8 protein-coding genes and 1 pseudogene are annotated in these 15,091 nt (G+C 52.9%); all 9 read left to right on the top strand.

Annotated elements, in window-relative coordinates:
- Window positions 1-141 precede the first annotated feature (141 nt).
- Window positions 142-924: pseudogene (locus tag K2H17_RS10230) on the top strand (DUF4886 domain-containing protein); the annotation flags it as partial.
- A gap of 48 nt (window positions 925-972) precedes the next feature.
- Window positions 973-3,111 (top strand): glycoside hydrolase family 3 N-terminal domain-containing protein, encoded by a 2,139-nt coding sequence (locus K2H17_RS10225; protein WP_300134453.1) that lies wholly within the window; start codon window positions 973-975, stop codon window positions 3,109-3,111.
- On the top strand, window positions 3,108-5,582 hold the full coding sequence (locus tag K2H17_RS10220; protein WP_300134451.1) for a glycoside hydrolase family 3 C-terminal domain-containing protein: 2,475 nt from the start codon (window positions 3,108-3,110) through the stop codon (window positions 5,580-5,582). The genes K2H17_RS10225 and K2H17_RS10220 overlap by 4 nt, the downstream gene beginning before the upstream one ends.
- 35 nt (window positions 5,583-5,617) lie before the next feature.
- Window positions 5,618-8,083, top strand: coding sequence for a glycoside hydrolase family 2 TIM barrel-domain containing protein (locus K2H17_RS10215; RefSeq protein ID WP_300134448.1), 2,466 nt, complete (start codon window positions 5,618-5,620; stop codon window positions 8,081-8,083).
- A 154-nt stretch (window positions 8,084-8,237) separates the two neighbouring features.
- Window positions 8,238-8,921: a response regulator transcription factor gene (locus tag K2H17_RS10210; RefSeq protein ID WP_300134445.1), complete on the top strand. Its 684-nt coding sequence runs from the start codon at window positions 8,238-8,240 to the stop codon at window positions 8,919-8,921.
- Entirely contained in the window at window positions 8,905-10,368 is a 1,464-nt protein-coding gene (locus tag K2H17_RS10205; protein WP_300134442.1) for an ATP-binding protein, read from the top strand. The genes K2H17_RS10210 and K2H17_RS10205 overlap by 17 nt, the downstream gene beginning before the upstream one ends.
- Window positions 10,369-10,460: 92 nt before the next feature.
- Window positions 10,461-12,749: an inorganic phosphate transporter gene (locus tag K2H17_RS10200; protein ID WP_300134439.1), complete on the top strand. Its 2,289-nt coding sequence runs from the start codon at window positions 10,461-10,463 to the stop codon at window positions 12,747-12,749.
- Window positions 12,750-12,968: 219 nt separating this feature from the next.
- Window positions 12,969-13,895 (top strand): hypothetical protein, encoded by a 927-nt coding sequence (locus K2H17_RS10195; protein ID WP_300134436.1) that lies wholly within the window; start codon window positions 12,969-12,971, stop codon window positions 13,893-13,895.
- Window positions 13,892-15,070 carry a hypothetical protein gene (locus K2H17_RS10190; RefSeq protein ID WP_300134433.1) on the top strand — a complete coding sequence of 393 codons (1,179 nt, stop codon included), beginning with the start codon at window positions 13,892-13,894 and terminating at the stop codon, window positions 15,068-15,070. The genes K2H17_RS10195 and K2H17_RS10190 overlap by 4 nt, the downstream gene beginning before the upstream one ends.
- Window positions 15,071-15,091 lie beyond the last annotated feature (21 nt).

Below are 15,091 nucleotides of genomic sequence, written 5' to 3'. Positions count from 1 at the left end.
TTGACTTCGCAACGATTAAATTGCTCCTTGCTCACTTGTAAAATTAAATTTCAGTTAAAACTAAACACTCTCTAAGAAATCACAGAAGAATTTTTTTAGATCAAATCCCCCTACTATCTCCATTCATAATTTCTTGTAATCATGAAAAGCAGATTGATACTGAGTTTGTTCGTGTTCGTGTCGGTGTTGAGTCTCCAGGCACGGACCTTAAGAATCCTTGCCATAGGCAACAGCTTTTCCCGCGATGCCGTCGAACAGAATCTCCATGAGATCGCTGCGGCTGACGGAGACACGGCTGTCATCGGCAATCTATTCATCGGCGGATGCTCGCTTGAACGTCATCTCAACAACGTGCGCGATGACAGACATGACTATGTCTACCGCAAGATCGGTGCCGACGGCAGGATGCATGAGACAAAAAACGCTTCCGTCGCTGATGCTCTCGCCGATGAAGCCTGGGACTATGTATCCATGCAACAGGCCAGTCCCTTGTCAGGAATCTATGACACTTATGCCGCCTTTCTGCCGGAGTTGCTTGCCTATGTGAAAGCAAAGGCCCCGAAGAAAGCCGGAATTGTGCTCCATCAGACCTGGGCCTATCAGCAGGGCGCCGGACATAGCGGTTTCGGAAACTACGGACGAGACCAGCTGACGATGTATCGTGCGATTGTCGGGGCCAATGACCGGGCTGCCAAAGCGGCTAAGATAAAGACAATCGTGCCTGCCGGTACAGCCATCCAGAATGCACGCACCTCATACATAGGTGACAATCTGAACCGTGACGGCTATCATCTTGACCTTGGAATAGGCCGCTTTACAGCAGCCTGCGCCTGGTATGAGAAACTCTTTGGTAAAGATGTCACCGGCAATACCTATCTTCCCGCCGGGATGAATCCCGATCTTGCCCGCGCCGCCCGCGCCGCCGCTCATGCAGCAGTTCTCAGGCCCTCGGAAATCACGGATCTCAGCGCAATGGAGCCATCCATGCCGCTGTATAAAGACAGCCGTGTCCCGGTTGAGATCCGCGTCGCCGACCTCTTGGCAAGAATGACTCTTGACGAGAAGGTGCTTCAGCTCAATCAGTATACTCTTGGCCGCAACAACAATGCCAACAATATCGGTGAAGAGGTGAAGGAAATTCCGGCGGAGATCGGATCTCTGATTTATTTTGACACCGATCCGGGCCTGCGCAATGCCATGCAGCGCCGTGCCGTCGAGGAATCCCGTCTGGGAATACCTGTGATTTTCGGCTATGATGCGATCCATGGTTTCCGCACCATCTATCCCATCTCTCTTGCCCAGGCCTGCTCCTGGAATCCTGCATTGGTCAGAAAGGCTTGTGCTGTTTCCGCCCAGGAAGCCCGTATGTCAGGTGTCGACTGGACATTCTCTCCGATGATTGATGTGGCGCGTGATCCGCGCTGGGGACGTGTTGCCGAGGGATATGGCGAGGATCCATATACCAATGCCGTCTTCTGTGAGGCTTCTGTCAGAGGCTATCAGGGCAAGAAGTTGTCTGATTCCACATCGGTTGCGGCATGTCTGAAGCATTATGTCGGCTATGGCGCTTCCGAGGCAGGACGTGACTATGTCTATACCGAAGTGTCGCCTCAGACTCTTTGGGACACTTATCTTCCTCCCTACGAGGCCGGAGTGAAAGCCGGTGCGGCTACGCTCATGAGTTCGTTCAACGACATCAGCGGTGTGCCCGGATCCGCCAACCGCTACACAATGACCGAGATCCTTAAAAAGCGCTGGAAGCATGACGGTTTCATCGTGAGCGACTGGGGAGCCATCGAGCAGCTGAAAAACCAGGGATTTGCCGCTGACAAGCGCGAGGCCGCATGGCGCGCTCTCAATGCAGGTCTGGAGATGGACATGATGAGCCACGCCTATGACCGCCATCTTGCGGATCTGGTTGCTGAGGGGAAAGTGTCGCAGCAGACAGTCGATGACGCTGTCAGAAGAGTCCTGCGCGTCAAGTTCCGTCTCGGACTTTTCGACAATCCATATACTCCGGAAGTGCCTGACCGTTTCCTGCGTCCTTCGTCACTTGAGACAGCCGGACAGCTGGCCGCCGAATCAATGGTGTTGCTGAAAAATGACTCTACACAGATATTGCCGTTCAAGGATGTCAGGCGTATAGCTGTAATCGGCCCCCTTGCCCGCGACAAGTGGGATCTGTTCGGATCATGGTGCGGACATGGCGACCCTGAGACTGTCACCACTTTCTGGGATGGAATTGTGAAGGAATTCGGTGGGAAAGCGGAAATCCGCTATGCGGAAGGCTGCCGTCGCGACGGCAATGACCGCTCCGGTTTTAAGGCTGCCGCCGATACCGCTGCTTGGGCAGATGTCGTAGTCCTCTGCCTGGGCGAGAACATGAAATGGAGCGGCGAAAATGCTTCGCGCTCGTCGATCTCTCTGCCTGCTATCCAGGAGGAACTGGCCGCTGAGATTGCCCGATGCGGAAAACCGCTTGTGATTGTGCTTTCCAACGGTCGTCCGCTTGAGCTGAACCGTCTCGAACCGATGGCCAATGCCATTCTCGAAGCCTGGCAACCGGGAGTGAAAGGAGGCGATGCCGTGGCCGGAATTCTGTCCGGACGCATCAACCCTTCCGGCAAACTGGCGATAACTTTCCCATACTCCGCGGGGCAGATTCCGATCTATTACAACCGGCGCAAGAGCGGCCGTCACCACCAGGGATTCTATCAGGACATAACGAGCGAGCCTCTCTATCCGTTCGGTCACGGTCTGAGTTACACGACTTACGCTTACGGAGATCTTACGGCCTCGGCCACTGATTTCCGGCGCGGTGACAGGATCAAGGTATCTGTGGCTGTGACCAACACCGGATCTGTGGCAGGAGATGAGACTGTCATGTGGTTTGTCTCGGATCCTTACTGCTCGATCACCCGTCCGGTCAGAGAACTCAAATATTTTGAGAAAAAGCATATCGAACCGGGCCGGACGGAGGTCTATACCTTCACGATAGATCCGATGCGCGATCTGAGCTTCGTCGATTCGGATGGAAAACGTTTCCTTGAGGCCGGGGAATATAATGTGATAGTCAACGGAAAATCCCTTAAATTGAATCTAACGGAATGAAATTTGGAAAAGCAATCCTGCTGCTGTTGCTGACGGTTGTCAGTATGCCGGCGGCATCAGCGGTCACTATAAGTAAAGAGGACAAGGACCGGGCGCGTCAGTTGGTCAGCCGGATGACTCTCGGCGAGAAACTTTCATATCTGTCAGGAGAGACATCTTTTTCACTGCGTCCGATCGAACGTCTCGGCATTCCGCGCATTCTGCTTGCCGACGGTCCTCAGGGAATAAGAAACCACTGTTCGCACAGCACACTCTACCCTTGCGGCATTCTTGCGGCCGCTACCTGGAACCGAGGTGTGGCCAACCGCTACGGGCAGAGTCTCGGTGATGACGCACGGGCGCGTGGAGTCTCCATCCTACTTGGTCCGGGAGTCAATATCTACCGTTCGCCGCTTTGCGGGCGCAACTTCGAATATATGGGAGAGGATCCCTATCTGACATCTGAAATCGCATGCGAATATATTAAAGGTGTGCAGTCGAGGGGCGTGATCGCTACCGTCAAACACTTTGCGGCCAACAATCAGGAGTGGAGCCGCCACCATGTGAGCAGCGATGTGGACGAGCGTACCTTGCAGGAGATATATTTTCCTGCTTTCCGCAAAGCTGTGCAGAAAGCGGGGACAGGAGCTGTGATGAGCAGCTATAACCTGCTCAACGGTGTGCATACCACAGAGCATTCCTGGCTTAACACACGGATTCTGCGTGATGAATGGGGCTTTGACGGACTGTTGATGAGCGACTGGACTTCGGTCTATTCGACCGTCAGCGCTGCCAACGCCGGACTGGATCTCGAAATGCCGAAGGCGGTTCATTTCACCGATTCGCTTCTGCGCGATGCCTTGGCTTCAGGCCGTGTGACGATGGCTGCTATTGATGCGAAAGTCGCGCACATACTCCAGACTTTAATTGCTTTCGGACTGCTTGACCGCGAAGCCGGAGATGCTGAAATCGGGCTTGACTGCGCCACGTCGCGAGAAACGGCCCTGGAGACTGCCCGCGAAGGCATAGTGATGCTGAAAAACGAAGGCGGAATCCTGCCGCTCAAAGGGCGCACTGTGGTGTTTGGTGCAAATGCCGATACGATTGTCTCAGGCGGAGGAAGCGGGTCTGTGTCCGCTTTTTCGGTCACTCCATTATCAAAGGCTATAAGAAAAATGTCACGTTCGGTGACATGTCTTTCGGAAGAAGACCTTTACACGGATGTTGTCAGCCGCTTCCATACCGATTCCACATTGTCGGTCCGCGGACTGTCGGGCTGCTATTTCAAAAATATCAGTCTCAGCGGCAGTCCGGATCTCGTGAGGACGGACAGTCTGGTGGACTTCGACTATGCTTATTCGGGACCTTGTCCCGGATTTCCTGACGACGGCTTTTCGGTCCGATGGTCTGCGGTCTATGTCCCTGAGAAAGATGAGACGCTGAAAATCCGGGTCGGCGGTGATGACGGTTACAGGCTTTATGTCAACGACTCGATAGTGGCCGGTGACTGGGGCAATCATTCGTTCAGCGAGCGTGTGGTGTGCTATCCGGTCAGAGGAGGCCGCACTTATCGTTTCCGTCTTGACTATTTTGACAGCAGCGGAGGCGCAAAAGTGACACTTTCGGTCAAAAGCCTTGACCGACGCCGCCTTGAGTGCGCTCTGAAGAGGGCAGACAACGTAGTTCTGAACACAGGATTCAACGGCGACATCGAGGGTGAAGGCTTCGACCGCAGTTTCGCCCTGCCGGAATATGAGGAGAACTTCATAAGAGAGATTGCCGCAGTCAATCCGAATCTGGTCGTTGTGCTCAACAGCGGAGGCGCTGTTGACCTGCGCCGCTGGGGCGATTGTGCAAAAGCTCTGCTGATGGCCTGGTATCCGGGGCAGGAGGGAGGCACGGCTCTTGCCGAGATCCTCACAGGCCGTGTCTCTCCATCCGGCAAGCTGCCGATTTCTTATGACCGTTCGCTGGAGGAAAGTCCCACGTGGGGCAACTATTATGCCAACAGGCCCCGTGTGTGGTCTTCGGATTCCCGTGAATGCCGTCATGTGGAATACCGTGAAGGGATTTTTACCGGCTATCGCGGTTATGACCGCAGCAGCATTGCCCCGCTCTATCCTTTCGGTTTCGGACTGAGCTATTCAACTTTTGAGTTTTCCGGCCTGAATCTGAAAAATCAGGGCGGCAACCGGGTTGAGGTTTCGTTTACACTGACCAACACCGGAAAGGTGGAGGCATCGGAAGTCGCTCAGGTCTATGTCGGAGACAGCGAATGCCGTGTTGTCAGACCGATCCGGGAGCTCAAGGGCTTTGAGAAAGTGCGTCTCAAACCAGGAGAGAGCCGAGAGATTACAATCGTACTTGACAGCGAGGCTTTCTCTTTCTACGACATGGAAAGCCACTCTTTCGTTGTCGAACCTGGTGAATTTGTAATTTATGTCGGCAATTCTTCAGCCGATCTGCCGTTAAAAGAAAAGATCACATTATAAGTAACTCTTAATATAATCACATTTGACCTTCCATCATGAAAATCTGCTTATCTCTTCTGTCGGTTCTGATGATTGTTCCCTGTATGATGGCGCAGCGCAGTGAAACACTGTTGCGCCAGGGCTGGCGTTTCAGCCGGGAGGACAGTCCGCGGGCTTCGCTCACAACTTTTGACGATTCGCAATGGCAGTCTGTCACGGTGCCACACGACTGGGCGATTTACGGCCCGTTTGACCGCAAACACGATTTGCAGACAGTTGCCGTTACGCAGGACGGAGAGAAAAAGGCCACTTTGAAGACCGGCCGTTCAGGCGGACTTCCCTATATGGGCTGTGGCTGGTACCGCACAACTTTCGCTGCCTCAGCCGGGAGGATGGTCTCTCTGGTCTTTGACGGTGCCATGAGCGAGGCCCGTGTGTGGGTCAACGGTCAGGAAGTGGGGGAGTGGCCCTTCGGCTATAACTCATTTCATTTTGATGTCACTCCCTACCTCAACCGCGACGGTTCGGACAACATTCTTGCGGTCCGTCTGGAAAACAAGCCGTTTTCCTCGCGGTGGTATCCCGGAGCGGGCCTTTATCGCAATGTGAGGGTGGTCGAGACGGATTCGATACATATTCCGGTCTGGGGAACGCAGGTGACGACTCCACATGTCGGGGAAGACTTCGCGACAGTGAGATTACTGACCAAGATCGAAAATTCAGGATCGGAAAATCTGACGGTGAAGACCGAAATTCTGTCACCGGAAGGGAAAACCGTAGCATCCAGGACAACAGAAGGCCGCATAAACCACGGTTTGCCCGTCGAACAGAATTTTGAGATCTCCTTTCCGGCTCTCTGGTCACCGGAGTCGCCTGCGCTCTATACTGCAAGAACTCAGGTGTGCGATGGTTCAGGGAGGGTGGTCGACACCTACGACACCCGCTTTGGTGTCCGCTCGGTGGAGATCATTCCCGAACGGGGATTTTTCCTCAATGGCCGACACCGTAAATTTCAGGGAGTCTGCAATCACCACGATCTCGGACCGCTTGGGGCTGCGGTCAACACTTCCGCCCTTCGCCATCAGCTGAGACTTCTGAAAGATATGGGCTGCGATGCGATACGCACCTCACACAATATGCCTGCGCCAGAACTAGTCAGCCTTTGTGACGAGATGGGCTTCATGATGATGGTGGAACCTTTCGACGAATGGGACATCGCAAAGTGTAAGAACGGCTATCACCGCTTTTTCGACGAATGGGCCGAGCGCGATATGGTCAATATGCTGCATCAGTATCGCAACCACCCCTCGGTTGTTATGTGGTCGATCGGCAATGAAGTCCCTACCCAGTGCAGTGACGAGGGCTATCGTGTGGCGAAATTCCTCCAGGACATCTGTCACCGCGAAGATCCTACGCGTCCTGTCACCTGCGGCATGGACCAGGTCTCTTGTGTGCTTGACAACGGATTCGCATCCATGATTGATGTTCCGGGGCTGAATTATCGCACTCACCGCTACAAGGAGGCTTATGAGAATCTGCCACAGGGAGTGATCCTCGGTTCAGAGACGGCTTCGACTGTCAGTTCGCGCGGAGTTTATAAATTTCCGGTGAGGGTTTCGGGGACAGCCATGTATCCCGACCATCAGTCCTCAGGCTACGATACCGAGCATTGTTCATGGGCAAATATTCCGGATGTCGATTTTGCGCTTGCCGAGGACTATCCTTGGACAATGGGGCAGTTTGTGTGGACCGGTTTTGACTATCTTGGCGAACCCTCTCCCTACAATACCGACGCATGGCCGAGCCACAGTTCACTGTTCGGCATCATAGATCTTGCCTCGATTCCGAAGGACCGCTACTATCTTTACCGCAGTCACTGGAACAGCCGTGACACCACTCTGCATATCGTCCCTCACTGGACATGGCCCGGACGGGAAGGACAGACCACTCCGGTGATGGTTTATACCTCATTCCCGGAGGCCGAGCTTTGGATCAACGGAGTCAGTCAGGGTCGTCAGCGCCGTCTGACGCCGTCGGAAGCGTCTGCATCGTCGGACTCGCTCGCTCTTCTGCGCCGTTACAGGCTGATGTGGATGGATGCGGTCTATGAGCCGGGAGAGATCCGCGTCGTGGCCTATGACAGCGACGGCAGACCTGCGGCTGAAAAGATTGTCAGAACTGCCGGTAAGCCCTATGCGCTCAGATTGGAACCTGTTGTGGAGAGCCTGCGGGCCGATGGCGATGATCTGGCCTATATCACGGTGTCAGTCGTTGACCGCGAGGGTAATCTCTGTCCTTCAGACAGCCGGTTGGTGAAATTCAATGTCAGAGGAGCAGGAAAGTATCGTGCGGCGGCCAACGGTGATGCGACATCGCTTGACCTATTTCATCTTCCTGAAATGCATCTGTTCAACGGGCGTCTGACGGCGATAGTACAAAGCGGCACTCAGCCTGGAGTGCTTACACTTACAGCAACAGCGCCGGGACTGAAATCTGCGACTGTGTCGATTCCGGTAAAATGATCCGGCTACCATAACACTTGCCGGGTTCGGTTGTTATTATTTCAGGCCGGAATCGTTAAACTTTTGTGAAATTTTTGTTTGTCTGATTGCCGGTTTACGGAATCACCGTAAATTTACGGATAGATATTACGTTTAAACACACTCAGAGCAACTTATGAGCAAAAGACTGTTGGTTGTCGACGATGAAGAGACTCTCTGCGAGGCTTTGCGATTCAATCTTGAGGCCGAGGGCTATGAAGTGGCTGTGGCCCATAGCGCGGAAGAGGTGCTGAGCATGGACATAAGCGGGTTTGACCTGATCCTCCTGGACATAATGATGGGCGAGATCTCCGGATTGCAGCTTGCCAGGATCCTCAAGGCCAATCCGGTGACTGCGTCGGTGCCGGTCATCTTCTGCACGGCCAAGGATGCGGAAGACGATATGATCGAGGGGCTGGAACTCGGTGCCGACGATTATATCGTGAAGCCCTATTCGCTGCGCAATGTGATGGCGAGAGTGAAGACCGTGTTGCGCCGGGCCAATCCGTCGGCCAATCAGGGAGATTGCGAAAAGATCTCCTTCGAGGGGCTGACCGTAATTCCTTCAAAAAAGCTCTGTCTTGTCGACGGAGAGGAAGTGCGCCTGCCCAAAAAGGAATTTGAGATCCTCCGGAAAATGCTTGGCAATATCGGACGTGTGTTCACACGCGAGGAGCTGCTCAGGGAGATATGGCCTGAGGAGGTAGTGGTCCTTGACAGAGTTGTGGATGTCAATATCACCCGCATCCGTCAGAAAATAGGCCGATATGGATCCCATATCAAGACCCGCTCAGGATACGGCTATGGATTTGTGGACTAAAGGTGCTTACTGGCGCCGGCTTTATGTCTGGCTGCTGGTCTACTCGCTGCTGCTTGTGGGCTGTTTTGTGGTTTTTCAATACAACAGAGAGAAGGAATTCAAGGCAGCGGAACTGAATTCGCAGCTCCAGCTGATCAACAACTATATTTCAAGCGAACTGGCTGACGGCAAGTCTATGTCGGAGATCCGCCTTGGGGAGTTGCAGCCCGTCGGTGACATACGTGTCAGCATCATCGACAGCGGCGGCAAAGTCATCTATGACAATTCGCTTGACCATCTTCCCGGCTCCAGCCATCTCAACCGAAAGGAGATCGCCGAGGCTGTGAGATACGGTACCGGATATTCGCTTCGACGTCACAGTGAAAGCACCGGTTCGACCTATTTCTATTCGGCTACGCGTACTCCTGACGGGATGATCATCCGCACGGCCTTGCCTTATTCACTCCCCCTGAGCCATGTTCTCAGAGCCGATTTCACCTTCCTGTGGATTTCAGGGGGCGTGATGGTGCTGTTCTGCGTGTTGGGCTTTATTGCAACACGCCGTGTGGCCCAGCATGTCTCAAGGCTCAGCCGCTTTGCCGCGAGTGCCGAGCGAGGTGAGCGGATAACCGACACTGAACCTTTTCCCCACGACGAACTGGGAGAGATCTCGAACCACATAGTCAGGCTTTATGCCCGTCTCCAGCAAGCCGTCTCGGACCGTGACCGTGAACATGCCTGCGCCATGCACCAGCAGCAGGAAAAGGAGCGGATAAAGAAGCAGCTGACAAACAATATCAACCACGAACTGAAAACGCCTGTGGCTTCAATCCAGGTCTGCATCGAGACTTTGCTGGCCCATGAGAACATGGCGCCCGAAAAGCGGCAGGAGTTTCTCGAACGCAGTCTTGCCAATGCAGTCAGACTCAAACGCCTGTTGGCGGATGTGGCACTGATAACCCGTATGGACGACGGCGGGAAGGTCATCTCGCGCGGACCGGTTGACCTGGCCGCAGTCATCGGAGATGTCGTGTCTGACTGCGCCCTTGCCGCCGAGGCCAAAGGCATGGTGATTGACTCTGATGTCCGTGGGCCGCTTCCGATGATTGGGAATGAAGGTCTTCTGGCATCGGTCTTTTACAATCTGATTGAAAACGCCATCGCTTACAGCGGGGGCACAAAGGTTGAGGTGAAGACCCTCGGCTGTTATCGTGACAAGGTTGTCATTTCGGTTTCCGACAACGGTTGCGGAGTCGGTCCGGACCATATCGACCATCTGTTTGAACGCTTCTACCGGGTGGACAAAGGACGCTCGCGCGCGTCGGGCGGAACAGGCCTCGGACTGTCGATCGTCAAGAATGCCGTCCTGCTTCACAACGGCTCTATCCGAGTCGCCGAGCAGGCCTCCGGAGGCTTGCTTTTTACGATAATGCTGCCGCTGGATCAGAACTGTTTAATGATAGATTAAAGTTTTTGAAACATTTTTGAAATATTCAGGTGTTTATTTTGTACACGGATTTTCTGATCCTTCTAATGCGAATATAAACGAACTCCTGAATTATGGACATCTTGTTTCTCTGCGTTGTGATCTTCCTGTTTCTTCTGGCCGTATTCGACCTGTCGGTGGGAGTGAGCAACGATGCGGTAAATTTCTTGAATTCAGCCATCGGATCCAAGGCTGCATCATTTAAACGGATACTCATTGTGGCCTCGGTCGGTGTGTTTATCGGGGCGGCCATGAGCAACGGAATGATGGATATTGCCCGTCACGGCATTTTCCGGCCGGAACATTTTTCATTTTATGACCTGATCTGCATTTTCATGGCAGTGATGGTCACAGACATTATCCTGCTTGACGTGTTCAACACGCTCGGAATGCCCACTTCGACCACTGTCTCGATGGTGTTCGAACTTTTGGGTGCAACTTTCGTGGTAGCGCTGATCAAAATGGCCGGAGGGACAGATCTCGGATTCAATGACCTGCTCAACACTGAAAAAGCGCTGTCGGTGATACTCGGAATATTCCTCTCCGTGGCGATAGCTTTTGTATTCGGCACGGTCGTGCAGTTCATTTCCCGAATGATATTCTCGTTTGACTACCGTAGCCGGATGAAATGGAAAATCGGCATTTTCGGTGGAATCTGCGCCACGGCAATCATCTATTTCCTTCTGCTGAAAGGTGTCAAGGACATGTCTTTCATGACTCCGGAGATAAAGGCATGGATCAACAGCAACACGATGCTTGTGCTTGGCGGCAGTCTGGTTTTCTTCACTGTGTTCATGCAGATCCTGCACTGGCTGAATGTCAATGTGCTGAAAGTAGTTGTCATGATGGGGACATTCGCGCTTGCGATGGCCTTTGCCGGCAATGACCTTGTCAACTTCATCGGAGTGCCTCTGAGCGGTCTGGCTTCCTATCAGGATTATATGGCCAATGGAGGCGGCGATGCCACAGGTTTCATGATGGATTCGCTGAACGGACCTGCCGGGACGCCGGTCTACTTTCTCATCGGTGCGGGAGTGATAATGGTTGTCTCGCTTGCCACCTCGAAAAAGACCCGCAACGTGGCCAAGACCGAAATCGGACTTGGGTCGCAGCAGGGGGGCGAGGAGATGTTCGGCTCGTCGCGCATCGCCCGCAGGCTTGTCCGCTGGGCGCTGAGATTCATCGCATGGGTGCGCGGTGTGACCCCTCCCCATGTCCGCCGCTGGTTCAACAGGCGTTTCAATGCCGACGATACAATCATGGAGCAAGGTGCCTCCTTCGACCTGATCCGCGGATCGGTCAATCTGGTGTTGGCAGGGGCGCTCATCGCACTTGGCACTTCGCTGAAACTGCCGCTCTCAACCACATTCGTGACCTTTATGGTGGCTATGGGAACCTCGCTTGCCGACCGGGCCTGGGGGCGTGAGAGTGCCGTGTTCCGCATCACAGGTGTCATTTCTGTCATCGGCGGCTGGTTCATCACAGCCGGGGCGGCCTTTATCGGCGCAGGTATGATCGTTCTGCTCATGCACCTCGGAGGCCATTGGGTGATGATCTCCCTCGGCATCCTGACCATCTTCCTGATCATCCGCAGCAACCGCCGTTTCAAGGCCCGCAAGCAGGAGGAGAACGGCGATGTGCTCTTTCAGACCATCATATCCTCCGTTGACAAAAGCGAGACATGGAATCTGCTGCTTCTCTACATCACGCAGCGTCAGGAAAAATTCCTGGCTTATGCCGGGGAATCATACGCCGGGATTACGAAGGCTTTCATCGGAGAAAATGTCAGAGTGCTCGAAAAAGCCGAATCCGCTCTGGAGCGCGAAAAAAGCGTCTTGAAAAACGACCGCCGCAAGGAGACTCTCTGTCTGCGTCAGGTGACGCATGAGACTGCCATCGAGAAAAGCACGTGGTTTTATCTGAGCAACAACTGCTGCATGGGCATACTCTATAACCTGCGTCGTATCAACGAGATCTGCAAAGAACATGTTGAAAACAATTTTTTACCCCTCCCGTCGGCATATATAGCAGAATTTGAAAAGATATGTGGCAGTGTAGCGGTGCTTTTCAACGACACTCTGGCCATGATGGGCACCGGAGTGACGGATCCGATCCCCGTGCTGCGCCGCCATTGCGATGAGATTAAGGACTCCATCTCGGATACCTCCCACCGTCTTCATGACCAGCTGCGCGAAGGTGATGCGGCTTCGATGACAGTGCTCTACGTCTATATGAATATGTTGCAGGAAACCCAGGAGATGGTGTCGGGCCTCCGCAAATATCTCAGGGCCTATGCCAAACTCCGCGACAGCCAGTTCAGAAGCCGTCCGGCAGGAAGCCGGACTCCATTGGTGTCAGCCTGACGGCTGTTTCTGACACCCTTTTTGCGCCCGGCAACACTTCAGTTACCGGGCTTTTAACGAATATTAACAGGACGTTGGGCATTTCTCACAAGAACGTGTGAAAATCTGATTATGCTAAAATCTCTAATTTTGTGACCGGATCCTAAGCTCCGTCATGGGAGATACGGGATATATGATTCCGCCTTTGAAAACCTCGAATATACGTAAATAAGTGACTAAATGAAAAAAATACTGTTTTCAGTGCTTGCGGCGATTATCGCCGCTCCTGCATTCTCGGCTACACTCCGCGTAAACAACACATCCGGTTCAGGCGCTATCTATACCTCGGTTGCTGATGCACTTGTCGATGCCAAGGACGGAGATGTCATTATAGTAGACGGCTCCAATGATTCTTATGGAGACATTGAGATCTCGAAACGGATCACTCTCCAAGGCCCCGGATATTATCTGAAAGAGAATGAAGTCACCACGGAAAATGTCCAGCCTGCAAAATTCAACACAATAAAAGTATATCACGAGGATGTGAAGATCACCGGCGTCACCGTCAGCGGCACACTTACAGTGTATGCAAACAATGTGGTTGTCACCCGTAACAATATCAGGAACATACTCTTGGGTAATGATTTCTCATATACGGAAAATGCCATAAGTAATGTTGTCTTTCATCAGAATTTCATACTTGGCAATATTATGCGTGACAGTTACAGCTCATCCTGTACGTTCATTCAGATTACAAATAACATTTTCGCACGATCGAACAATGTGCATATCAGAAATATCGATCAGTCGGTTATCGCATACAACACATTTGTGACAAACGAATGTTCGTTGGTTTATGTGACCGGATCGACGATCGAACATAACATCGGAACATCACTGACAAGCGCCGGCGTTTCAAATACCTATACCGGCAACTATCTGTTAAGTGGGTCCGCTACCAAAATCTATGGCAACAGTTCCTCCGACAAAGAGATAAAGGCGATTGAAGCAGGACTAACTGTCACCGCCGGTGCGTTTGCAGGTAAGGATCCTTATGTGCTCTCCGGTCTCGTCGCAGGACCTGTGATCAAGGATATAGAGATGCCCCAGTCGGTTGTAAAGGGTGAGGAATTGAAGGTTACAGTCAGATTGGGAATTTCAGAATGAAACCGGCATCCTATCTCTTCCGTCCGTATTTGCGGATGCTCCTGCCGGCAGTCATGACCGTGGCTTTATCAGGCTTTGTTGCTTCGGCTCAAAGTGGCTTGCGGATCGAAGTGTCTGTCAACGGAGACAAGGGCATTGGCAACGGTCTGGCATTTGCCGCTGAGGAAGGAGACAATGATTTTTCTGTCTCTCTGTCAGACCTGACACCGGGTGTTCATATTATATCGTTCCGGGCATGTGATGACAGTGGCCGGTGGACTCCGACCATAACCCGTACGCTTTATATCTGTGAAGGTGCGACCCCATGTGAGGCAGAGTATTTCATCGATGCCGATCCGGGCGAAGGTAACGGAGTGAGTGTTTCCGCCGGTTTTGACGGCATGATGTTCAGCGTCCCGACCCAATCGCTTTCGTCAGGCGTACACACTCTGAATCTCCGTTCGAAGAACAGTGACGGAACCTGGACAGGGCTTATTTCGAAGACTTTTCTTGTGACTTCCAACGGCATGGCGCTCGAATGGTTCATTGACAACGATCCGGGAGTCGGTAACGCCAACATTCTGGAGGCATCTGACGATGGTGACAATATATTTATGGTGCCAACGGCTGATCTCAGCCCCGGAGCACATATCATTTCAATGCGTGCTCGTGACAGCCGTATGACCTGGACCTCCACCCGCACTCTTCCGCTCTATGTGCTTGACAGCTATAACCTGACTGAAATGGAATATTATGTGGACGATGATCCCGGTGAAGGTAATGCGATTGAGGTTTCAGGCAACGGTACGGACTACTCTTTCACAGTGCCCACTGACAATCTATCGGAGGGTACGCATCAGATGAATTTGCGCGGACTGACTGACGGCGGACAGTGGCTTACGGTTTTTTCGGCTCCTTTCGAGATCACATCAAGAAGCGGAATCGAGACAGTTGAGTGGCAGATGCAGTTCAGGGCTTGGCGTGAGGGGCGCGACTTGTGCGTGTCCGGTCTGGATATTGCAGACTCCGTCGAGGTGTCCGTCTATACTCTGGCGGGTGTGCGATTGGCTGTGCACAGTCTGCCCGGAGGATTTGGCGCGGATGAGGTGGTGCGTTTTGCCGACCTCCCTGCGACAACTGTAATCGTAGCCGTGAGTTCTCATGGCGGCTCTCGTTCGGCCAAGCTTGTAAATTAGAATATTAGTTGATGCATTATA

The organism is Duncaniella sp. (genome assembly GCF_029054785.1).
Lineage (GTDB): Bacteria > Bacteroidota > Bacteroidia > Bacteroidales > Muribaculaceae > Duncaniella.
Note: the sequence above shows the minus strand (reverse complement) of the source record. Positions and strands in the feature narration are given on the sequence as shown.